Below are 22703 nucleotides of genomic sequence, written 5' to 3'. Positions count from 1 at the left end.
GATGGCGCATGCAATTGATCCAGCCCTCGTTCAGTTGTGCGACGAGAATTTGACAGATCTGCCGCGGTCTGTGTCTTGTCCGGTCTACGACCGTGCAAGCCTTATCGCTGGAATTGTCCATATCGGGCTTGGGAACTTTCACCGCGCCCATCAAGCTTGGTACTTGCATCGTTTGATGCAAAACGGAGAAGCGCTTGATTGGGCAATCGTCGGGGCAGGTGTTCGCCCGCATGACGAAAAACAACGCCAAAAGCTGGCCGAACAGGACTATCTGACAACTCTGGTTGAACTGGACCCGCAGGGAACATCTGCAGAAATCATCGGGCCGATGATTGATTTCGTCCCTGTTCAGCCGAGCAATCAGCAACTGATCGAACGCATGGCGCAGCCCGATATCCGTATCGTGTCCCTGACCGTGACCGAGGGCGGATACTATGTCGATCCGGTCGCCAAGACGTTTGACGCAACACATCCGGACATCCAGCATGACGTCGCACATCCGGAAAGCCCGACCACGGCGTTCGGCGCCATGGTGGCTGCACTTAAGATACGAAAAGATCGGGGGACAGGGCCATTCACTGGTCTCAGCTGTGACAACCTTCAAGGCAACGGTGCGGTCCTTCGGCAGACCGTCGTCTCTTTGGCGCGATTGACAGAACCTGAGCTTGCTGATTGGATCGACAAGAATTGCTCGTTCCCGAATTCGATGGTGGACTGCATTGTCCCGGCAACGGGATTGAAAGAGATCGAGCTGGTCCGCTCGTTGGGCATTTCTGATGCCTCACCGGTTACCCACGAAAACTATCGTCAGTGGGTGATCGAGGATGATTTCTGTGCCGGTCGCCCGGATTTGAACAAGGTGGGCGCCACGTTCACCGATCATGTTCATGACTATGAAGCGATGAAAATCCGCATCCTGAATGGCGGACATCAGATCATCGCAGGGGTTGGTGAAATTTTGTCGGTCGCGACAATTGCTGACTGCATGGCGAACGCGAAAATCCGAAGCCTTTTCCGGCGCATCGCATTGAACGAGATTGCACCGCACGTGAAGCCAGTTCCGGGCACCACGCCCAAGGATTATGTCGACTTGATCGACCATCGCTTCTCGAACCCGCGCATCATTGATACGACCCGCCGGGTGGCCTTTGACGGCTCGTCACGGCACCCCGGATTTGTTATCCCAACGATCCGCGAAGGGATCGCGGCGGGCACGCCGATTGAAGGTCTTGCCTTGGTCGAAGCCGCGTGGGCGCGCATGTGCGAAGGCACGCGCGAAGACGGAAGCCGGATTGAGCCAAACGACCCAATTTGGGATGACCTTCAGAAAACTGCCGTTCTGGCCAAAGCAGACCCGTCGGTTTGGCTAAAACAACAGCAGTACTATGGGGACCTTGTGTACCAACCCCAGTTTGCGAACGCATTTTCCAACTGGCTCAATATGATCTGGTCTAAGGGTGTCGAGGCCGCCGTCGATCACTATCTGAAAGGCTAAAAGATGGCGTTCTTGGGTATCGACCTGGGCACTTCTGGTCTGCGCGCGTTGCTTGTCGACGCCGCAGGGTCTCCAATTGGCTGGGCTGAACACGCCTATGCGACCCATCATCCCCATCCGGGTTGGTCCGAGCAAAACCCGAAAGATTGGATTGATGCGCTTACATCTGCGGCGCGTGAATTGCGCGATGCTCACCCAGAGTTCTCGGGCCTCAAAGGCATTGGGGTGTCGGGCCATATGCATGGCGCAGTTTTGGTTGATGAAACCGGCGATCCGATACGTCCCTGCATCATGTGGAATGACACAAGAAGCCATGAAGAGGCCGCACGGCTGGACGCAATGCCCCAGACGCGCGTCATTTCAGGCAATGTGGCCTTTCCCGGCTTCACGGCTCCGAAGCTGGAATGGGTGCGGGCGCATGAACCGGAAAACCATGCGCGTATTTCCAAGGTGCTTTTGCCTGCCGCATACGTGAATTGGTATCTGACGGGCGAATATGTTTCAGATATATCTGATTGCTCGGGTACGGGGTGGCTGGATGTCCGAGCACGCGGGTGGTCTGAAAGGCTTCTTACGGCTGGCAACATGCGGCCAGACCAGATGCCCCGACTTGTGGAGGGGTGCGACCCAGCAGGGCAACTCAGAACAGAACTCATGTCCGACTGGGGCATCAATCAACCGGTAATCGTGGCGGGTGGCGCGGGGGACAATGCAGCGACAGCCTGCGGCATAGGCGCTCTTTGCGAAGGGCAGGGGTTTGTGTCCCTTGGGACGTCTGGTGTTTTACTGTTGGCACGGGATGGCTGTGATCCAGCACCGGAAACCGCGCTGCATTGCTTCTGCCACGCAATCCCAGACCGGTGGTGCCAAATGGGCGTGATGCTTTCGGCAACCAATTCGTTGAACTGGTTATCCCGCATCAGTGGGCAATCCCCGGCGACACTGACCGAGGCGCTTGGACCCGACATTGGAAAGCCCAGCGACGAGCTGTTCCTGCCCTATCTGTCTGGCGAGCGCACGCCGCATAACGACGCACAAATCCGGGCCGCGTTCCTTGGTCTTGATACTCAGACGTCCCTTGATGACATGACGCGCGCAGTGCTCAACGGGGTGGCCTTCGCACTGCGCGACAGTGCCGAGGCGATGAAAACGACGGGTGCAGACATCAACAAGCTTTACGCGGTTGGCGGCGGTGCGGCATCAAGATACTGGGTGGAACTGATTGCGACGATACTTGGAACCAGCATAGCTTTGCCAAAGGGGGGCGAATTCGGCGCGGCCCTTGGTGCAGCAAGACTGGCAATCGTTGCCGCTACAGATGCGCGACCAGAAGACGTAATGCTGGCACCAGAGCTGTGTGAGGGGATCACCCCACGGGTAGATTTGATTCAGGCTTATGACGACGCCTATGAACGGTTCAGAAGTGCCTATCCTGCCGTCCGGTCCGCGCAATGACACTGACTGTCTTCGAGCAACAACAAGAAGGTAAACCCAGATGATCCTTTGCTGTGGCGAAGCTTTGATCGACATGATCCCGGAAGCGACTCAATCAGGCCGCGACGGTTTTGTGCCCCATTGTGGCGGGGCCGTATTCAATACTGCCATCGCCTTGGGGCGCTTGGGTGCGCGAACGGGCATGCTGACAGGGCTATCCAGCGATATGTTTGGGCGCCAGCTGGCAGAGGCGATGGGCGCAAGCCGTGTCGATACGCGCCACGTCGTTACAAGTGACCGACCCACCACATTGGCCTTTGTGAAACTGGTCGATGGCCACGCAAGCTATACGTTCTATGATGAAAACTCGGCCGGTCGCATGCTGATGCCAGACGATATGCCGTCAAAGCTGACAGACGTCTCTGCGCTGTATTTCGGAGGCATAAGTCTGGCCTGTGAGCCGGGGGCAGATGCGTATTTGGCATTTGCCAAACGCCACGCCACCTCACAAGCAGTTATGATTGATCCGAACATCCGCGCGGGGTTCATCACCGATGAAGGACGGTATCGTGCGCGGCTGGACGCACTTATTTCATTGGCGGATGTCGTCAAGGTTTCGGATGAGGATCTGAACTGGATCAACCCGAGCCCGGTGCCGCAGGAAGAGAAGGCGCAGGCGTTGCTGGAACAAGGTCCCGCATTCGTCATCGTCACGCGCGGCGGAGAAGGTGCGAGCGGGTTTTTGAAACAAGGCGCAAGAATTGACGTTCCCGCGCAGCGCGTTCAGATTGTTGATACGGTTGGCGCAGGCGACACATTCAATGCGGGCGTCATGGCCAAGCTGTCGGAGCGGGGACAATTGACGAAAAAGGCTCTTTCAGCCCTCACACCAGAGACGGCGTCCGAGGCCCTTGCGTTTGGTGCGAATGTGGCCGCGATCACTGTTTCACGTGCTGGCGCAAATCCTCCGTGGAGGGATGAGTTGTAATGGAAAACCTGATCAGGTTCGAAAAGCTTCTTGATGAGATCAAGTCGCGCGCAGACGGTGAAAAGCGCCTTATAGTCGGCATCGCGGGGCCGCCTGGGTCCGGCAAGTCCACGCTTGCGGATGACCTTGCAGATTGCATCGGCACATCCGCGGCTGTTTTGCCCATGGACGGCTTTCACCTCGACAACGAAACGCTGCGGCAGAGAGGTCTTCTGAACCGCAAAGGCGCGCCCGAGACGTTCGACGCCCAAAGCTTTGTTGAGCTGGTGCGCGCGTTGAAGCAGCAATCAAGCCTGACATACCCTACCTTCGATCGTGAAGAAGACAGAACAGTTCCGGACGGAGGGCGCATCGATGCTGGTTCGAAAATTGTTTTGGTTGAAGGAAACTATCTGCTTCTGGACAGTCCGCCTTGGTCCGAGCTCGCCAAGTTGTTTGATATGACGGTAAAGCTTACTGTGGGCCGATCAGAGCTGGAAAGACGTCTGATTGAACGCTGGGTCAATCACGGATTATCTGCATCTGCCGCAACAGAACGTGCGCAGGAAAACGATGTGCGCAATGCAGATTTGGTTTCGACACATTCACGGTCGTCGGACTTTATCTACGTGGGCGACTAATCGTTGGTCTCGTTCAAAAAGGAATTGACCTAACCAATTTGATTGCGCCAGTTCACTGATGGTGACCCGCTTCCCGATCAGGGCCTTCTATGTATAGAGTTTTTCTGTTGTTTGGGCTGCTGTCGGACCCAGCTGAGCTGAACCATTGCGGCGCTCAAGCGATGCAGGCCGGCTACCACGGTTGAGATGAGCGTAGACGGTCAGAGCCAGTCAGCCAAGTGATGTGTGTGGTCTTAGTATCTTGCACAATGGGCAAAACTCCTATGGTTTTGAGCCTATGCAAACTTGACCGAAGGAAAACACTGTCATGCTTTGTCATATGGCTCACAACTTTCCTGCCTTCACTGAAAACTTTTTGGACAGATCTGCGACGCTTCAGAAGAGTTTCAGAGAGGAAACTATAACTGATATGTTGATTGCCAACATTGTTGCGCTCGGGGGAAAAAATGTCGTCGTTGATTTTCCAAACGAACTTTCCACGGGTGCCGATATGGAATGGACTCTCGTTGACCGGAGCGACGGATCATTTGTTCGGCTATTGATTCAAGCCAAGCGATCTTATGGAAAAGGGAAGCAGTGGGGACGCCACTCCTTCAGGGAACTGTATCATCAATCCGGAACTCCAAAGGCGCTGCAGGCCAAGGTGTTGTGCGATACTGCGAGAGCAGCAGCCGCAACTTACCCGTTGTACATTTTTTATGTCCCAGGAAAGACCTGTAAACTTGCACGGTTGGACAATGCGCTGAATGCCTCTGGCGTGACACTTGCCGACGGCTACGAAATAGAAAAATTGGCAATTTCTGCTTCGGATCGTAAAACACGAACGAAGAACCGAAGCTCAAGAACTATCTCTGAAAAGATGTTCCCCCTGCAGAGTCTGTTTTGCCCCCAGTCCATCAACAAAATAGGACCTATGATGTTTAGTAGAGCTGCTTCTGTCGGTCCTTTGTTTTTTGATGGTACATCCTTTGGATACCCTACGCCCCCTACACCCCAGAAAATTTGTGATGCAGTTAACCGTTTGAACGATGTCAGAGAAAAAAATGGCGCTAAAAGTACAGAAAAACAGCCGTTAGATGTGAGTTTTAGAATCCCGGAGGAAATCAGAGAAGTCCTTGAAACGGGGAAGTTTTCTTCAGAATTGAAAGCGAGCAACACTATTTGTAAGGCAGTGTTCATTTCGCGCAGTGATGATAGCTCCTAGACGAATTTGGACGAGTTGGTGTTGCCGTGGCACCCAATACTATCCATTGATAGGCTGCGTCGAACCACCTCAAACTCGACAACGAATCCAATATGTTAATGACCGCATAGTTCCGAAGGTTTAGCCAGTAACAACGTAAAAAGGGGGCGTGTTGAAAATTAGTGTATACAACCCAGATAGTTCTCCCCAAAACGCTCCATTGCTGTAGCTGCGATCCGCTCGTCGACACTATCGTCTATGAACAAACCCCAAGGGTAGACATCAACATTCGCCAGATCGAAATCATCCTGTGGATTGGGCTTGTTTTGGCTGAGAAATGCGTATCGAATAACGCAACTTCGACATAGCCAGATTCAACGATCTCATCATGTTTTTCCCGCACCTGCAGAGGGGTTAACCCATAGATCAGATTTGGCGGCTCTGGGTTCTCTACATGCTGGCAAAACTCGGGCGCTCGGCCCGCTTCATCCAGGATCTGCTGCACACTTTGACCAATCTTGTTGGCTTTGCGCGAATAGCTTTGAATATGCAAAAACTGAGGGCCTGACATTACTGGCGACCCCGGTGAGATGAAACACAATATTGACCGACTATTGAGTTGATAAACAACTCATCGGGCAAGACGCTGCGCCCCTGCACCCAGCCAGCGGCTTTGCCGCCGATCCGTTCCGGATCAAAGCCACCGTTGGTGGCTGCAACCCCATCCCGCGCCAGCCTTGTGTTGGGCGCACGGGATGGGGTTGCCAAATTGGTGTCAGCAAGCATGCGAGTCCGAGTTATCCCAAAATCAAACCGCATCTCGTTGCCTTTCGGCATAGGTCATCAGTTCCCCGAACAGGCTATCTATTACGGCCCCTTGGCGTGCTTCCGATCGCGCCATACCAACAAACGCAGCCGCAGCGGTTTTCCGAACCCGATAACCATCTGTGCGTTCAGTATTGCGATCTGCAATCATCAAACACAGGGCTGCGCGATCAGACCCGAGGATGTTACATTGCCGGAGCCAAACATCTGACCCAATACCCAGCTGATCGGCACGATCCCTGGCTGCCATCTGAACGCTTTTCCAACTAGGCGGGCCGCCAAGGTCTATGACAGACCAATACTGCTGAATGAGTCCCTGAAAGGGCTTGCTCGCCAATAGGGCCACTCGCGCTGGCTGAGTGCGTATCGGTCGCTGCGTATCCTGTTTCGTTGCCCTACAAGTTATAATTTTGCTCTTCTTATGTGTATTGGGTAAGGGTGAAATGTCCGACTGGTGGGACATTTCACTAATACTGGTGTCTATCGAAAAATCTTCCCACACGGTTTCTAAAGCTTCAGCTACCTGTTTAAGGCGCTCAAAGTTTTGGATTGTGGATGGGCGGCGGTTCGGGAGAATCTCCTCAGCGGCTTGCATCGCGTTTGCGGCGCAGTGTTTGCGGATTTGACAAAACAGTTTCTTTATCCTGAGTCGCAATCGCTCTTCCTCGGCCTCTTAGAAGGTCGCCTTGCGGGCAGCTGCCTGAATTTCAGCTGCGCGTTCGATCAGAGGTGCTAGGTTGATCCCAAATTCCTGACAGATCCTGCCATTTCTACGCGATCCACAGCGCGTGCTGTGATCAGAAGCAGTTTTTACAAGCCAACTTTTGTTAATTAACTCTGCTTCAATACGCGTGACTTGCCGCCTGTCAATTTCAGCCCGTGTGGCGATTTTGGTGACTGAAGTCCAAAAGCTACAAATTCGACCCGAAAGATAGTCTTCGTCCATGGTGTGGGACAACGCTACTTTCAGGTAGGAAATTGCGCCCTTGCTAAAGCCAAGCTGCCGCCGGGCTGTCTGGATCAGCCCAAAAAACTGCCATCGAGTTAAGCCGTTCGGCAAACCGTTGTGCACTAAATCCTGAGTCATGATTGCACCTCATCATGGGACAGGACTCGCATCCTGAGAGTTGCAAATGAGGCTTGTTCAGTGCTATGCAGTGGGTGAAAGCTGGTAGCTTTTTTACTTACATTGATCCCGGTTTCGGTGGCCGCCGAGCCGGGATTTTTGTTGGCTGGTTTTTGCGTGACCAGCAACCAACTAGGACAGTATTGTACAGGTTTTGTACGGATAGTTCCCGATTTCGTGCCGCAATGAAGCGTAAAATCACGTAAGTTGTTACAAGAACCTACAAGGAAATCTTTGTAGTAATTTGTTTTTATTTGTAATTTTGGCGACCCCGGCAGGAGGGGAAGTGATAGGCGGAAGATCGCTTCTAAGCATTTGATATAAATACATTATACCGCGCTTGCGGTGGTGTACCTTTCAGGTAGTGAACCTTACACCACCGCGTGATCTCCCGGCTTAGTTGCTGCTATGGCATCGCCCGCGCTGCACCGAGCAATATCATCCGCTTTGATACCGCACGGATGCTATGCGGCGTTCGCCATTGCAAAGGCCATCTTGTCCGCCTCCTCGTTGCGTATGTCCCCGTCATGGCCACGCACCCACACCCAATGGACATCCAACCCTTCGCAAACGGCTATGAGGGCTTCCCACAGGTCGCGGTTCTTGACGTTTTTACCGTTTGAGCCGCGCCATCCCTTTTGTTGCCATGAAAGCAGCCATTTGGTCATGCCATTTATGAGATACTGGCTATCGGAATAGACGGTAACCCTCGCCTTCTCATCGCGTTTGATTTGTTTCAGGCCGTTCAGTGCGGCTTCCAATTCCATACGGTTGTTGGTCGTATCCACCGCGCTGTCTGCGATGGTCAGTTTCTCAATCTCGGTGTCACGTTCATATCGCCGAATAATCGCCGCGCAACCGCCCTTTCCGGGATTGCCGATACAAGAACCGTCGGTGTGGATTGTGAATTCGCTAGTCGTCATATTGTTTCCTTTTCAGTGTAGCTTGAGGTTCCGACATCAGGCGTTCTTGCCGCCGAAGTTGGAGTGATTCAGAGTGCGTTCGAGACCCTCGGCCATGAGGGCAGCCAGAACTTCTGCCCGCGAGATTTCCTTCCCTGTGGCCTTGAGGTGGCGAGCTTGGAGCATTTCGAGCACGGCCATTTGGTCAATGCGCAGGCGGGTCGTTACCCAGCGCGGGCGATCAGCCCAGCCCGCTCGGCTCGGTGATTTCATTTGCCCATGGATTGCATTCAAGGCGGACGCATTCTTTATCGCCATGACTGCTGGTGTCGCGGTCAACGAGATTACTTTGCTTCGTAGATGACGGGTCCATCGGGTGCGATTACGCTCGCCGACGGCTGACGCCTTGGTTTTGATCGGTCGGGTGTAGGATTTGGTCATTGGTTTTCCTTATTCTGGGCGGTGGCGGTTGGTGCTGGGCAGGTCCGGGAAGTTCTCCGGGAGGGCGTCCAGAGCGGTCATTGCATCGTGGGGTACTTGCTCACGGCCACATGAGGCTGCGGACGCTCGCGTTAGAGCTTGCCGGGTTCGGAAGTACCCAACAGCCCTCCACGGGAACTGCCCGCCACCGTTCGTTCGCTTTTGGAGAATCCACTGGAGGTTCGCAGCGCAGGTTATGACGCGGACATTTGGGAGCAGTTGTGCGACAATACTTGGGGATGCGTCGGTAGTTTCGGATTGGCGCTTGCGCTCATGTTGATGCGCTCGTGGCAGCACTGGCAATATTTGCATTTCGCGTTTCCTTCCTGGGAATAGAAAAACCCCCGCCGGAAGGTCCGACAGGGGCTTGATTGGATTATGAGAACCGCGCAATTTGCGTGGTCTAGGGTTGCGTGGTTTGGGGGCGTTCAGTCCAACCTCGCGGTCACGTCTCGGGTTCTCGGGTGGTTGCCCTAAAAGTCATCTGCGTCGCTATTATCGGCACCAATGTAACCCCCTTCCTTGATATCAGGTTCCATCCATCCGATGTCCCTGTCGTCTTCCTCATCACCACCCCCGAGGTAATCTGCGATTGTGGCCAACTGGCGCACCCCGAGGGCTTCTTGTAGCGCGTCTCCGATGATTTCCACGTCATGGGTTCTCACCTCATTCAAGGCAGCTTTGAGGGCTTGAGAGAGGGTTGCCACCATTTCCTGCCGTGCTTCGTCTGACGGTGGCTCATAGTCGCCCTTAACGGGGAACCTGCGGTCGATCAGCCAATTGCCGTCTGGGGTTTCCCCTGCCTCGGCGAACTTCTTTATCTGTTGGCGCATACTGAGGATGGTTCGCTCAGAAACCCCTGAGGCCCGCGCCAAGCGGGGCTTCGAGATGCCGTTCCGATATGTCAGCACCAGCCGCCACGCCGCGTTAAGCCGCTCCTGCATGGTCAACGGCAATGTGTCCTTCGAGTTCGCCGTTAGGGCCGCCAGATGGGCATCCACACGGCTCCCTGTCAGCATCACCGCAGGGATGCCTCGGCCTTCGATCTTCCCGGCAGATTGCTCCGCGCGGTAGGCGGCAAGTCGGTAATGTCCATCAAGGAGAACCAAACGGCTCGTAGGCGTGCCCGTGTCGTCTGCCTCCTGCCAGACCAGCACAGGGTCCAGCCTCCCGGTGTTCCGCAGGGTCTTCCTGAGGGCGGCCAAGTGGGTCGCGCTGTCGGAACCTGAGCGGAGCCTGAAGCTGTGGTCCGTCGTGATCTTGTTGCGGTCGATGGTCGTATAAGTTCCGTTCTGCATGTCATCTGTCCTTTTTGCATGCGGGGTTGGGTGTGCTTGGTGATGTGACAAACTGCGAAAAGCATTGGCCGCGCCCCTTGAAAGGCACCCGCCAAAACGAAATTCACCCCGGCAACTGGAGGGTCACCGGGGCGAGCAAATCTGGGAAAGCGGTGGCGCGAGGCGTTGTGGTGGTTGGGGGGGTAGCTTTTAGGTGGTGCGTTGTTCTTGCGGTTCTATTAGGGCTTGTATGGGGGTTAATGCGTTCTACGCCGTGCTTGTCTGGCGCGTCAGGCGGTAGACCGACTGCCTACTGATGCCGAGCCGTCTGGCGATCTCCGCAGGTCCGACGCCTTCTTCACGAAGTTGCATGACCTTCTTGGCATCAATGCTCGCGGGTCTGCCCTTGAACGGGCTGTCTTCGCCCTTGGCCTTGGCGGCTGCGATACCTTCCATCTGTCGTGCTTTCCTAACTTCGGTCTCGAACTCACCGAAGGCCGCAACCATTGTAAAGAACAGCCGCCCCTCTGGCGTAGTGGTGTTGATGGTCTGTTCAAGCGCCACGAAATCAGCCCCGGCTTCGTCTACCTGCTTAGCAATGGATAGGAGATCGCTGGTCGAACGGGCCAGACGGTCAAGCCGCGTGATGACAAGACAATCACCCCGCCGCAAGCTGCGCAGCATATGCGCCAACTGGTCTCGCCCCTCGCGCTTCGTTCCACTGGCCTTCTCGGCATACAGGTGACGCTGCGCCACACCGGCGTACTCCAAGGCGGCGGTCTGGACCTCAAGCGACTGACCCGCAGAGGATACCCTCGCATAGCCGACAAGGGCACCTCCACGGGCTTCAACGGTCTGGCGCAGTGTTTCAAGATGGGCTGTCATGGTCGGGTCTCCAGAGTGTAACGATAGGGTATCTGCATTTTCGTTACTGTCACAAAAGTGGATAGTCAAGTCATATGTTACACCATCTGCTACCCGGCCACATGTAATGAGAGAGTATACCCTAATATTACGCCTGTGCGGGGCGGTGATGGTTTGTGAAGGTAATGCTGGCGAACGGCAGGTCGAGGATGATCTCCCCCGGCCCCTCACGAGTCACCTTGAAGTAATGCCGAACGGTCTCGTGCTGGGCGAGGACTGGGAAGGGACCGAAGCGACTGTCGAAGATGATCATTGGGGTGTTCTGTGAAGGCGGGGGATGGCGCTTCGCCTGATCAATACACCAGCGGCGGAGGAGTATTAGTGAACTCATTGTCTGATCTGCACTTATGAAGTTTTCCCGCATGCGGAGCGGACAGCGTGTTAGGGGTGCCCCCACGGGGGAAATTCGCGGGCCGCCCTATCTATTTCTGGGTGTTAGAATTTTGTGGTGAAAATAAAATTGAAACTGATCACCTGTGCGGTCTCAAGCTCGTGCAGTTCCGCCTTCAGGGCAGCGATCTGCTGAACGCGACGGTTGGCCCGTGTGGACACTATCGCCTTGAACTCGCTCTCGATAGCCCCCGCATTGTTGTTCTGGACAATCTCACCGGCCACCACACGGGAAGCCTCAACGCCATCCGTCAGGCTGTAGCTTCCGGTCTTCCTGATCGAGGGCAGCACGTCGCGGGTCACCCATTCTTGGAACGGCTTGGCGGCAGGCTTGTCGCTCCGGGTGATCAGCTTGTAGAGGCCGCTTTCGGAGATCAGGGGGACACGGGCAGTTGTGCCCGGAAACAGTTCAAGAAGACCTCCATCTTGAATGCGAGTCTTCTCAAGGACCATACGCTCGTCAGGAGCAAGGCGCGACGTGAACTGTGACGGGAACCCTCTGAGGCTTAGGGCATTGCATGTGTCCTTGGCTGAAAACCACGGCTCGCCGTCGATCTGGACCACCCGAAGGGACATCCCATTGAAGTCGTAAGTGCTGACCTCGGGTTTGCCTTCAGGGTCCACCTTCTCGGGCACCGAAAGGGGCTGTTCGAACGATACATTGTATGTCGTAGCGATACCTTGTGAGGGCTAGGACGCAGGCATAATCTCAATCCTGTTAACCACGGGAGAATTCGATATGTGTGGGCGTTTCATCGACCCCAACCTGAGAGGCACGGACCAAGAGCACTCAGAAACAAAGATCAATCCGTTTCCGGGCCATCCCGTGATCATCCCGCCGCGTGGTCCGCGTCGTTACAACGTCGCACCGACGCAAGACATCTAGTTCTTCGGAGGTTCGCCTCTGATCGCTATGGAAGCGCGATGGTGGCTTATCCCATCCTGGCACAAGGGAGAGGTGAAAGACTGGAAGGCCACGACATTCAATGCGCGAATAGAGGATGCGAAAGACAAGCCGAGCTTTCGCGCTGTGTGGCGACATGGGCGCTGTCTGATACCTATGGGCGGCTATTATGAATGGACCGGCGCGAAGGGTCAGAAACAGCCCCATGTGATCTTGTCCGGCGGAAACGAACCGACGCTCTGGGCATCTGGGTTGGCGTCCCTCTGGAACGATCTGCTAACCTGCACGATGATGACCCGCGCGGCCAATGCCGACGTTGACAGCATTCATCATCGTATGCTTGTGTTCCTCAATATTCAGGAGCGTGAGGCGTGGTTGTCTGGAAGTGATGACATTCAGGAACTGGGGGCAGAGTCGCGGCTTCACCATTATCCGGTCGGGAGGTTTGGTGCTCAAGATGACGGGCCGGAGTTGATTGAGTTGGACTAGCTATGGACGGAGAGAAGTTTTCTAGCGAGTGAACAACAGAGCATACCCAGCCTAAATCGGATACTGGTCACAATATACATCGCTGCAGTATCACTTCCCCAAGAGAGGATTCTGATCGTTTGATCCGATTTCTGGTCGAACAAATACTGTTGTGTGGGCAACCAGCTATAACAATTTTGGTGAAATAACTGCTCGCTTCCTTCCCCCGGCGCGGCACTTACAAGCTAGTTGCTCATTTCCCATTTAGTAACGATCCACTCTCCGAGGCTGTCCTGAAGTTCCCGTCGCGCGGTCACTGCCGCAATATTTGTCGGATGTCGGAAAGTCTTCACGCCGAACTTTCGCATCAGTTTTTCTACCTCATGATCGTGCTTCGCACGGACCAAGGCATTCGTCGGTGCCGTCAGAAAAAGCTTCGCCGTCAATCCTCCAAGCCGCGCGACGTCGGATGCCTGAGGGAGGCCTTTGTTCCGATTCCAAGGTGTAAGGACTGCCACTGGATTTTCTTCGAGAACATCATCCCACAGGCCGTCATGGTGTCCAGTGATGGAACCATGGTGAGGTACTTTGAGATAACCGACACGTCCTTGTGGACGGTTACTCGACGAGACGACAGATTCCCACCCCGCACGAGGGTCTGCCGTTGTTTCGAGGTCAGCTCCGAGGACTACATTTGCGTCACCGAACACGAGCCAAAGCGCCACAGAGTGGTTGTTCGGTCCGGTGGGAACAGCACGCTTGATTGCCTTCCCGGCTTCGGGCTGTCGCTCTGCAAACTTTGCTTCACTTACTGTGGTTTGGAAATCCGAAGGAGAGAGAGTCCAGAGTTCGAAGGACTGTGCGTGTGATAGATGATCCCCCCCTATAGACAGAATGCGCTTGTCTTGGCTTCCTCGTTGGGGGCCGCGTCCGACCGTCATCATCCTCTGGACCACACCAATGAATTCATCGACGCCTGACCCATGTGCCGACTGAGTGTTCGAGGACAGTGCCCCGGCAAACTTTCGGAACTCATCTTGCGTCAGAGCCTGAGAAACGCAGATTTTCGCACGCGGGCAAGCGTCTATTGTCGCAACCGCTCCGCGAATGTGATCGTCGTGCCAATGAGTTATGACTACCAGTTCGACGGAGGTTTCAAACTCAACGCCGAGCGATCGAAGGTATCGAATAGATGCGGGTTCGCCTTCTCTAGTGGCGAGTGTCGAGTCGACTATGAACCATCTGCCATCGCCAATGTGGACGACAACCGATTCACCATAACCCGGGCCGAAAACCGTGATCTCGGCTTCAGTCGCCTTCGGCTTGTGCTGCATCTACCCACTCGATACCATCGAACATTGCATTTAGGCGCTGTTGCGCGTCGTGCACGCTACTCTTTTTCCAAGCGGGCAATCTGCGAAACACGATATTCCAGACCTTTTCCCGGGTTCCTCCAATTGCTTGAGTTCCCATCAACAACCTGAAAATCGCGCCCGGCTCGACTAGATAACGGTCGCCGGGTTGAACATCGGAGAGATCAAAATCAGTAAACTCGTCGAAGTCGTTTTTTGACCCCTTCACCGCTACGAGTCGAGCGGAAAACTCACCTTCTTCGACTGTTTCGACAACCCCTTCCCACTCAACGACATTACCGGTTGTGGAAGGATTGGTACGCACTTGATGGTGGCTGCGGACAGCCGGACGACGAAACACTTTAGACTGGCTTATATCAAGGCCGATGCCGATAAAGTGCTGCTCCAAAACTTCGTCCCATGCCTTGAACCGGTCTGCAGACAAGTCCATTTTTGCGGTCTGTTCGTCCGACAACTCTTTGCCATACAAGTCGAGAGGCAAAAAACTCATTTCCTCCCGCGCTTGATCTCCTGACGTGCTCGCGTCTTGGTCGATCTCTTTAAAGGCGGTTGCGCTCATGTCGAAATACTCGCAATAGAATCAATAATTTCATCGCTATCTCTTAGTGCTTGAGCAAACTCTTGATCAAGTTTTCTAATTGCCTGAATTGCCCCGGAGCCTTCTTTGTAGTCGCGAATATCGAAATGGCGGTTCACAGCAACAAAAACACCACTCCTTCTGTCTAACAGTGGCGAAGGCTCGATGCGAGCCTCAAGTGATCCTGTTGTGTCCTCGTCATTTTTTATTTCCCTCATTCTGAGAGACATCAATCCGCCAACCTGTTCTCCCTCGCTGCTTTGGATGCGCTTTCCAAACTCACCCCAGGGGTCGGTCGGCGCGAACATCCTACCAATCTCTGTTCTCTTCTCCGGCGAAGAGGCGCGGAAATGGACAGACTTATTGATCCCGAAGCTTTGTACTCGCGAGTGAGGAAGTAAATCTCCGAAAACCTTGGATACCAGATCGAGCAGAAGGATTTCCGGCGCTTTCGAAGCTTCCACCTGAAACCTCTTCGCTTCGCAAGTAACTCTGATTTGATTGCCAAGCGTCACTGAAGCTACCTCATTATGAATGACGTCAACTTCGGAAGTCCCTGCGTGTTCTTTAGAGATCACCTCGTTCTGGGCGAACCAAGCGGGATGAAAAATGGAAGGGTTGAAACTACCCAGAAGCACGATCGACCAGTGCGAGCGTTCGATTTCTACCGCCAAGTCCGGTCCTCCAAACAATCGGAAAGGTGCGCCTTGACACACATCCCTGTACTCGGCACATAGCGCCTTAAGGCCGATGTGGCAACACTTGCCAGTTTCCGCTGTTTCTCGAGAAAGCAGAATGTCACCGGGGAGATAAGGTTTCTTTAGCTGTGCGTACGCCCAGCTGGTCTGCATGAAAGCCTGCAAAGAACCGGCGCCCTCTCGGACTGTAGGGTGCCGTCCCTTTGTAGCCCAACCCGAAGATTAACTCGCTGGCGCATCGAATTTCCGCTTCCCGCCCTTGCCTATGGAAACCATCTCCTCGGATGCCTGCTGCTCGCAATAGGATACAGACTCAATGCGTAACGCATGCTTACGCGGTCTTCCTCAATAGCCTTCGAGATAGCCCTCATTCTGTAGAAGCTCTGCGACCTTTTCCTGTGCGGCTGCAAGTTCGTTGCTATTTAGTCCGTGATCATAGGGGTCTGAAGTTCGCTTAATCCCAGCCCACCCTCCAAGATCGTGGGCGTCGTCGATAGTCAATCCTGCCCGTCGGGATATCGTCTTCCATGTGTGTCGAAGTGAATGGAATGCTAATCGTTCATCTGACTCTCGTCCCAGCACCTTCCGGCGCAGATTGGTAAAAGCCTTTGAGGCGGACTTGGCGGTGCCTGTTGATGCGTTGATAGGAAAGGCGTAGAAGAGGCGTTCCTTATCCCCGCTGACAGCTTCAAGACGGAGGCGCGCGATAATGGGCTGGGCGATGTTCGGTACCGGCACCACTCGTTTGGCGTTGTCGGTCTTGCCCCCTGCAATGAGGAAGACGGAACCATCCTCCTTCGTGTCCGATACAGTCACCTTGGCAATCTCCGTCACTCGCGCTCCAGTCACCAACCCGACACGGAACAAGTCGCCCAAACGGTCACCTTGAGGCACCGCTTCCAGAATTTTCTTGGTTTCGTCGGGCTTGAACTGGTCGCGCTTCGGTTCGCTCGCCTTCTTCGCTCTTGGGAGATCGTCTTCGGGTGGCTTGAACGGATTACCATCCATCTTCACCTTCTTTCTCGCCAGCGCCCAGCGCCAGAGACCCCGTAACATACCGACAAGCTTGGTTACGGTCGCAGGTGTAAGGCCCCTTCCTGTCTTTTTGGAGATCTGTTTGGGGAGGAAGTCGTGTTGGAACTCGGCCACCAGTTCCGGTGTGATTTCGTCGAGGAAGAGTGCTTCGGGTTTTGTTTCGCGGAAGGCGCACAGATAGTTCACGGCGGTGACCACCTCATTAGCGGACGTTCTGCCAAGTGGTTTAATGCCGTATGGATTATCAGGTGCCCTTGCTCCGAGATACTGCTCCACAGCCTTTGACAACGGCAGGGTTGTCGCAGTGGCCACTTTCAGGAATGCCTGCCGTTCATCTACTGGTGCCCTCTCGGCCTCATCGTAGATTAGATCACGTATAAGGGTTGGGTCGCGTTCTGTCCGCAAGGCATCAGCCCAAGTTTCCGCCTTCTCCAAGCTGAACCGTTGCCGCACCCGATATTCGATCTCTAACTTGCGGACCTCTGCCAGATAGATGTCGCGAAGTTTCTTGGCGCTGGGCAGATGCCGTTCGCCGCCCATCGGCCTGATAATCCACATCCCGAATGGCTTTTCATTCGCCCATGGGTTTGGTGTCCCACGTAGACCCTTGGGAGTTTTCATTCTGAATCGGTACGATGTTCCCTGTCCCTTGGGTTGTTCGATGTATTGCACTGCTGCACTCCAGTGGTGTCCCTCGGTGGTGTCCATTACACCACAACTCAGTTCCCACTACCTCTTAAGGTATTTGATTTGCAATATTTTTTTGATCTGGCGACCCCGGCAGGATTCGAACCTGCAACCTGCCCCTTAGGAGGGGGCTGCTCTATCCAGTTGAGCCACGGGGCCGTTTGGGTGGAATAGTGTCCGGTACCCGGCTTGTCCAGCGGGGTTTAGCGTCGTCGGAGTGTGTCGCCGGGTTGGATCTTGGGCGTCAGTTCAATCCGCTCTCCGCCGCCGCTGTCACCTTTTTCCGTACTGCGATCTGCGATGATTTGGGCGGCGGCGCGGCCGATTTCGATCCGGCAGGCATCCATCGTGGCAAGCTGTCGGGGCAGACCGTCCAGCAGTTCAACTCCGTTAAAACCAGCAAGACCGACTTGACCGGGTACCTTTATCCCCTGGTCGAGGCAATACAGCAGCCCACCCGCGCCAATCATGTCGTTGGAATAGTACAGAAAATCTATTTCTGGTGTGCGCTTCAACATTGCCTCGGTCATTTCGCGCCCCTTGGCCAGCGCCGAGCCGCCCTCGTAGAACTCTCGGTCCACGATCTCGACGCCTTCCTTGGCCAGCGCCTCGGTGAAGCCTTCGAACCGCTTGCGGGCGCGATGGTCCAACGGCATCTTGGTGCCCAGAAAACCGATACTGCGATAGCCCGCTTTCAGGATGGCATTGGCCATCTTGCGGCCCGCCCGCCTGTGCGAAATGCCGACACAGGCGTCGATGGCCAGGCCGTCGGTATCCATGATCTCGACCACCGGAATGCCGGCGGCCTTCAGCATCGCCTTGGCCGCGTCGGAATGTTCCAGACCCGCGATGATTACCCCGGACGGGCGCCAGGACAGCATTTCGTAAAGCACTTTTTCTTCGCGCTCGGGGTTGTAGTTGGTGACGCCCACGACTGGTTGCAGCGGCGTTTCATCCAGCACCTCGTTGATGCCGGTCATCACCTCGGGAAACACCATGTTGCTGAGCGAGGGGATGATGACCGCGACAAGGTTGACCCGTTGCGAGGCGAGCGCACCTGCGATCTTGTTCGGCACATAGCCCAGGTCTTTCGCCGCCTCAAGCACACGTTCGCGCGTGGCCTGGCTGACATCCCCCCGGTTGCGCAACACGCGACTGACCGTCATCTCGCTGACGCCAGAGGCTTCGGAAACATCACGAAGCGTTAGCGGGCGTCGGTGGCGGGCAGGGGCTGAATCGGTCACAATGGCATCCTTGTACAAAGGGGAATGCGCTCATGTTAGCGATAAAGTCATTCTTGGCAATGACCTCTTTTCACACCGATGTTAGCCTAACATTTTTAGGCCAGATGCGTCAGCAGCGCGTCGTGGATGGCCGTCGCTCCGGCAACCATGCCTGACAACTGGGGCACCGGGTTGTTGAAACGCGCAGGGCGACGGGCCGGGTCGCTGACCGTGCCACCCGCTTCTTCGACGATCAGGCTTCCGGCAGCCACGTCCCATTCCCATGTCGGATGCAGGGTCATCATTGCGTCGAACCGCCCTTCGCCCACAAGCGACAACCGATAGGCCAGCGAGGATCGGAAGGCGCGGGTGATCGGCGGCACTGTGGCATTTATCCAGCGCGATGGGGTGAAATTGGGCTTGGCGGCAAGGACCGTGGCACCCTCAAGGTCACGGCGCGGGCTGACGGCCAGCGATTTGCCGTTCAGCGTCGCCCCTTTGTCGCGGGCGGCGGCATAGAGCTTGTCACGCAAGGGAAGATACACCACTGCCGCTTCGACGCGGCCACGTCGTGCGACGGCCAGCGAATGCGCCCAGGTGGTGGATCCTTCGATGAAGGAGCGTGTGCCGTCAATCGGGTCGACGATGAACACGTGCTCGGCCTTCAGCCGCTCTGCGCCATCCTCGGTTTCCTCGGACAGCCAGCCATAATTAGGCCGTGCGGCAGTCAATTCCTCGCGCAGCATCTGGTCCACGGCCAGGTCGGCTTCGGTTACGGGGCCCAGACCGCCGGGTTTGTCCCAACGGTCGGCAAACCCGTGGAAATAGCGCGCCGCGATTTTGCCGGCATCCTGTGCGGCCGCGATCAGCAGGGACAGGTCGTCAGTCACCGGCAATGGTCATTCCTTCGACCAGCAGGCTGGGGACCATACGGCTCAGATGGGCTTCGGCGTCATTGGCGGGGATGATCCGGCGCAGCATATCGCGCAGGTTTCCCGCGATGGTGCATTCGTTGACCGGATAAGCGATCTTCCCGTTCTCGACCCAGAAGCCCGAGGCACCGCGCGAGTAATCTCCGGCGGTCGGATTGATTGTGGATCCGATCATTGAGGTGACAAGCAGCCCGGTGCCCATCTGCTTTATCAGATCGTCGCGGGACAAATCGCCCTGTGTCAGGGTCACATTCGAGATTGACGGCGACGGCGGTGCAGAGGTGCCGCGCGACGCATTCGCGGTGCTGTGCAGCCCCAGTTTCCCGGCCGTCGCGATGTCGAGTGTCCAACCGGTGAGCGTCCCACCATCAATGATCTTGCGCATCTGCGTTGCGAGACCTTCGCCATCGAATGGGCGCGAACCCGAGATGCGCGGGCGATGCGGGTCTTCGATCAGGTCGATGCCGTTGGGCAAGACCTGTTCGCCCAGCGCATCGCGCAACCAGGATGATCCGCGCGCAATCATCGCCCCGTTGACCGCCGACAAAAGATGCCCGATCAGCGACGAAGAAATCCGTTCGTCGTAAAGCACCGGAAAGGCACCGGTCGGGGGTTTGCGGGCGCCTGCACGTGCTACGGTGCGGTCGCCGGCTTTGGTTCCGACCTCATGCGCCGATGGCAAGTCGCTCTGAAAGGTCCGCATTTCGCCGGAATAGTCACGTTCCATCGACGCGCCTTCGCCAGTGATGGCGACCGTGGAAATGGCCCTGTGGGTGCGCCCATAGCCGCCGGAAAACCCATTGCTGGTCGCCAGGTGGAACTGGTGCCGCCCATAGCCTGCGGAACTACTGGACACTTGCGAAACGCCCTTGACGGCCAATGCGGCGGCTTCGGCCTCGGCGGCGTCACGTTCCAGATCAGCCGGGTCTGGCTCGGGTGTTGGGTCTTGCAGCTCCAGCGCCGCCAAATCCCAGTCGCGGGCCAGCATGTCAGGGCATGCCAGTGCGATATGTGCGTCTTCGGGTGCTTCGCGGGCCATGGCCACCGCGCGTTCGGCCATGGTTTCGATAGTCTGCACCGAGATGTCCGAGGCCGAGACACAGGCTTGCCGCTGCCCGACCAGCACGCGCAACCCGATGTCGATGCCTTCCGACCGTTCGGCATGTTCCAGTTTGCCGTGCAGCACGTCGATTGACACTGACGTCCCGTCGACTGCCAGCGCATCCGCGCCATCGGCTCCAGCCTTTCGGGCAGCATCCAGCAGCTGCTGTGTCAGTTGGTCGAGCGCGTTTGTCATATCGATCCCTTTCCCGGTCGTGTCTCTGAGGTAACGTCAGGGACGCGTGGTCGCAAGATGTGACTCTGGCCTAAACCACTTTGCTGGGCTAGCACTGAGAAGACAGGAGGAGTGAGTATGACAGACATGACCGGAAAAACCGTGCTGATCACCGGCGCCAGCCGTGGCATCGGCGAAGCCGCCGCCCATATCTTTGCCCAGGCCGGGGCCAATGTGGTGCTGACGGCGCGCGGAAAATCCCAGATCGACGCGATCGCCGCCGCCATTGGCAACCGCGCCCTTTCCGTGCTCTGCGACGTGTCGAAATGGAGTGATGTGAAAGCCGCCGTCGATGCGGCCGTTGCGAAATTCGGGACGGTCGATGTGCTGATCAACAACGCAGGCGTGATCGAACCGATCGGGCCGCTGATAGACTCTGATCCCGCCCAATGGGGTCATGTGATCGACGTGAATCTGAAGGGTGTCTATTACGGGATGCGCGCGGTGATGCCGATCATGGCGGCGCAAGGGGGTGGCTCGGTCCTGACCATCAGTTCCGGTGCCGCGCATACCGTATTGGAGGGCTGGGCGCATTACTGTGCATCAAAGGCCGGGGTGCATATGTTGACCAAATCGCTGCACAAGGAAGGGGCGGGGCGGGGCATTCGCGCGATGGGCCTGTCGCCCGGCACCGTTGCCACCCAGATGCAGCGCGAGATCAAGCATTCAGGGATCAATGCGGTCGCACAGCTTTCCTGGGCGGATCACATTCCACCGGAATGGGTGGCGCGCGCCCTTCTGTGGATGTGCTCCGACGACGCGAACGAATTCCTCGGCGAAGAAATCTCGCTCAGGGACGAAGCGATCCGTGAGCGCGCGCAGGTGCGTGGATGATTGACCTTGCCAAGCAGGACGGGGTCTGGATCGTGACCCTGAACCGCCCCGACAAGGCCAATTCGCTGACCAAGGCGATGCTTGAGGATTTGGCGCAGATTGCCATGGACGCCGCGGGCGAGGCACGGGTGCTAATCCTGACCGGTGCGGGCAAGGTCTTTTCGGCCGGGGCAGATCTGGACGAAGCGCGTTCGGGCCTTGCGGTGGACGGGGTGTGGGAACGGCTGTCAAACGCGGTCTCGGCCGCGCCCTGCCTGACCATTGCGGCGCTGAACGGCACGCTGGCGGGTGGCGCGTTCGGCATGGCGCTGGCCTGTGACATCCGCATCGCGGTGCCCGAGGCGTCATTCTTCTATCCGGTGATGAAACTGGGGTTCCTGCCGCAACCGTCCGACCCGCGCCGCATGGTGGGGCTGATCGGCCCGGCGCGCACGAAGATCATTCTGATGTCCGGGCAGAAAGTGCAGGCCGACGAAGCGCTGCAATGGGGGCTGGTGGACCGGTTGGTTCCGCGCGACGCGTTGATGACTGCCGCGCTGGATCTTGCGGATGCCGCGCGCGTGCAACAAGCTGACCATGTGGCCCAGATGAAGCAGATGATCCCTGAAACAGGCTCTGATACAGCCTAAAATCGTCCGCGCCGCCGCCGCGCTCCCTTTGTCACCGCATAGAAATCCGGGGGTCGCTTCGCCACCCAGATGATGAACCGTGCCAAGCCGGGATGGGATTTCAACGCCGCGACCGTGTTGAACTGCCGCGCCAGATCAGCCTCGCTCAGTTCAAGGTGGATCTGGTTGTGACAGATCTGATGCAACAGCACCACCGGCCCACCCTTGCCGCCCCGCAGCTTGGGCACAAGGTGATGTTTGCTTTGCGCCACCTCAGGCGGAATGGGCCTGCCACACAGCTCGCAGAGGGGCACAGAATCCTTGCCCTTTGAGGTCAGTTCGCTATCCATGCTGCACAGTTTTGCAAGCATTCAGGGTTTGACA

The 22703-nt window shown here is 56.3% G+C and carries 24 protein-coding genes and 1 tRNA gene; 8 read left to right on the top strand and 17 right to left on the bottom strand.

The features are described 5' to 3' along the window. Position 1 precedes the first annotated feature (1 nt). From MUY21_RS09820 to MUY21_RS09800, 5 genes are all read left to right on the top strand, one after another. Positions 2–1495 (top strand): mannitol dehydrogenase family protein, encoded by a 1494-nt coding sequence (locus tag MUY21_RS09820; protein WP_248410222.1) that lies wholly within the window; start codon positions 2–4, stop codon positions 1493–1495. A gap of 3 nt (positions 1496–1498) precedes the next feature. Beyond that, the gene (xylB, locus tag MUY21_RS09815) at positions 1499–2950 is read left to right on the top strand and encodes a xylulokinase (protein WP_248410221.1); all 1452 of its coding nucleotides are present in this window, start codon (positions 1499–1501) and stop codon (positions 2948–2950) included. Positions 2951–2990: 40 nt separating this feature from the next. Then, entirely contained in the window at positions 2991–3917 is a 927-nt protein-coding gene (locus MUY21_RS09810) for a carbohydrate kinase (RefSeq protein WP_248410220.1), read from the top strand. Beyond that, a complete protein-coding gene (locus MUY21_RS09805) occupies positions 3917–4537 on the top strand; it encodes a phosphoribulokinase (RefSeq protein WP_248410219.1) in 621 nt (206 codons plus the stop codon). The genes MUY21_RS09810 and MUY21_RS09805 overlap by 1 nt, the downstream gene beginning before the upstream one ends. A 307-nt stretch (positions 4538–4844) precedes the next feature. After that, positions 4845–5741 (top strand): DUF6615 family protein, encoded by an 897-nt coding sequence (locus tag MUY21_RS09800; protein WP_248410218.1) that lies wholly within the window; start codon positions 4845–4847, stop codon positions 5739–5741. 235 nt (positions 5742–5976) lie between these two features. On the opposite strand, the gene MUY21_RS09795 is transcribed toward MUY21_RS09800, so the two are convergent. From MUY21_RS09795 to MUY21_RS09760, 8 genes are all read right to left on the bottom strand, one after another. Continuing rightward, positions 5977–6291: a hypothetical protein gene (locus MUY21_RS09795; RefSeq protein WP_248410217.1), complete on the bottom strand. Its 315-nt coding sequence runs from the start codon at positions 6289–6291 to the stop codon at positions 5977–5979. Positions 6292–7218: 927 nt separating this feature from the next. Further along, positions 7219–7632 (bottom strand): helix-turn-helix domain-containing protein, encoded by a 414-nt coding sequence (locus MUY21_RS09790; protein ID WP_248410216.1) that lies wholly within the window; start codon positions 7630–7632, stop codon positions 7219–7221. A gap of 503 nt (positions 7633–8135) precedes the next feature. After that, positions 8136–8594, bottom strand: coding sequence for a ribonuclease HI (gene rnhA, locus MUY21_RS09785; protein ID WP_248410215.1), 459 nt, complete (start codon positions 8592–8594; stop codon positions 8136–8138). 36 nt (positions 8595–8630) lie between these two features. Beyond that, a complete protein-coding gene (locus MUY21_RS09780) occupies positions 8631–9014 on the bottom strand; it encodes a hypothetical protein (protein WP_248410214.1) in 384 nt (127 codons plus the stop codon). Positions 9015–9526: 512 nt separating this feature from the next. Further along, positions 9527–10351, bottom strand: a complete 825-nt coding sequence (locus MUY21_RS09775) for a ParB/RepB/Spo0J family partition protein (protein ID WP_248410213.1) — start codon at positions 10349–10351, stop codon at positions 9527–9529. A gap of 246 nt (positions 10352–10597) precedes the next feature. Continuing rightward, positions 10598–11215 (bottom strand): recombinase family protein, encoded by a 618-nt coding sequence (locus tag MUY21_RS09770; RefSeq protein WP_248410212.1) that lies wholly within the window; start codon positions 11213–11215, stop codon positions 10598–10600. Positions 11216–11342: 127 nt separating this feature from the next. Then, positions 11343–11507, bottom strand: a complete 165-nt coding sequence (locus MUY21_RS09765; protein WP_248410211.1) for a hypothetical protein — start codon at positions 11505–11507, stop codon at positions 11343–11345. A gap of 182 nt (positions 11508–11689) precedes the next feature. Next, positions 11690–12280, bottom strand: coding sequence for a BRO family protein (locus MUY21_RS09760; protein ID WP_248410210.1), 591 nt, complete (start codon positions 12278–12280; stop codon positions 11690–11692). A gap of 277 nt (positions 12281–12557) precedes the next feature. On the opposite strand from MUY21_RS09760, the gene MUY21_RS09755 reads away from it, so the two are divergent. Then, the gene (locus tag MUY21_RS09755; RefSeq protein WP_282569014.1) at positions 12558–13037 is read left to right on the top strand and encodes an SOS response-associated peptidase family protein; all 480 of its coding nucleotides are present in this window, start codon (positions 12558–12560) and stop codon (positions 13035–13037) included. Between the two features lie 224 nt (positions 13038–13261). On the opposite strand, the gene MUY21_RS09750 is transcribed toward MUY21_RS09755, so the two are convergent. From MUY21_RS09750 to MUY21_RS09715, 8 genes are all read right to left on the bottom strand, one after another. Then, positions 13262–14350, bottom strand: a complete 1089-nt coding sequence (locus MUY21_RS09750) for an MBL fold metallo-hydrolase (RefSeq protein WP_248410208.1) — start codon at positions 14348–14350, stop codon at positions 13262–13264. Beyond that, positions 14325–14948 carry a hypothetical protein gene (locus tag MUY21_RS09745; RefSeq protein ID WP_248410207.1) on the bottom strand — a complete coding sequence of 208 codons (624 nt, stop codon included), beginning with the start codon at positions 14946–14948 and terminating at the stop codon, positions 14325–14327. Before MUY21_RS09745 ends, MUY21_RS09750 begins: the two co-directional genes overlap by 26 nt. Beyond that, positions 14945–15817, bottom strand: coding sequence for a hypothetical protein (locus tag MUY21_RS09740; RefSeq protein ID WP_248410206.1), 873 nt, complete (start codon positions 15815–15817; stop codon positions 14945–14947). The genes MUY21_RS09745 and MUY21_RS09740 overlap by 4 nt, the downstream gene beginning before the upstream one ends. Before the next feature lie 192 nt (positions 15818–16009). Further along, a complete protein-coding gene (locus MUY21_RS09735; RefSeq protein ID WP_248410205.1) occupies positions 16010–17407 on the bottom strand; it encodes a tyrosine-type recombinase/integrase in 1398 nt (465 codons plus the stop codon). Between the two features lie 61 nt (positions 17408–17468). Next, a tRNA-Arg gene (locus MUY21_RS09730) sits at positions 17469–17545 on the bottom strand. A gap of 44 nt (positions 17546–17589) precedes the next feature. Next, positions 17590–18630, bottom strand: coding sequence for a LacI family DNA-binding transcriptional regulator (locus MUY21_RS09725; protein WP_248410204.1), 1041 nt, complete (start codon positions 18628–18630; stop codon positions 17590–17592). A 95-nt stretch (positions 18631–18725) separates the two neighbouring features. Next, positions 18726–19505, bottom strand: a complete 780-nt coding sequence (locus tag MUY21_RS09720) for a 3'(2'),5'-bisphosphate nucleotidase CysQ (RefSeq protein WP_248410203.1) — start codon at positions 19503–19505, stop codon at positions 18726–18728. Then, complete coding sequence (locus MUY21_RS09715; protein WP_248410202.1) at positions 19492–20838, bottom strand: TldD/PmbA family protein; 1347 nt, start codon at positions 20836–20838, stop codon at positions 19492–19494. Before MUY21_RS09715 ends, MUY21_RS09720 begins: the two co-directional genes overlap by 14 nt. A gap of 117 nt (positions 20839–20955) precedes the next feature. Here MUY21_RS09715 and MUY21_RS09710 point away from each other — a divergent pair, with 117 nt between their 5' ends. Continuing rightward, a complete protein-coding gene (locus tag MUY21_RS09710) occupies positions 20956–21711 on the top strand; it encodes an SDR family oxidoreductase (RefSeq protein WP_248410201.1) in 756 nt (251 codons plus the stop codon). Next, the gene (locus tag MUY21_RS09705; protein WP_248410200.1) at positions 21708–22340 is read left to right on the top strand and encodes an enoyl-CoA hydratase/isomerase family protein; all 633 of its coding nucleotides are present in this window, start codon (positions 21708–21710) and stop codon (positions 22338–22340) included. The genes MUY21_RS09710 and MUY21_RS09705 overlap by 4 nt, the downstream gene beginning before the upstream one ends. On the opposite strand, the gene MUY21_RS09700 is transcribed toward MUY21_RS09705, so the two are convergent. Beyond that, positions 22337–22669, bottom strand: a complete 333-nt coding sequence (locus MUY21_RS09700; protein ID WP_248410199.1) for an HNH endonuclease signature motif containing protein — start codon at positions 22667–22669, stop codon at positions 22337–22339. The genes MUY21_RS09705 and MUY21_RS09700 overlap by 4 nt on opposite strands. Positions 22670–22703: the final 34 nt, after the last annotated feature.

It is taken from the genome of Aliiroseovarius sp. S2029 (assembly GCF_023195575.1).
Taxonomy (GTDB): Bacteria; Pseudomonadota; Alphaproteobacteria; order Rhodobacterales; family Rhodobacteraceae; genus Aliiroseovarius; species Aliiroseovarius zhejiangensis.
This window is presented reverse-complemented; position numbering and strand designations above follow the sequence as displayed.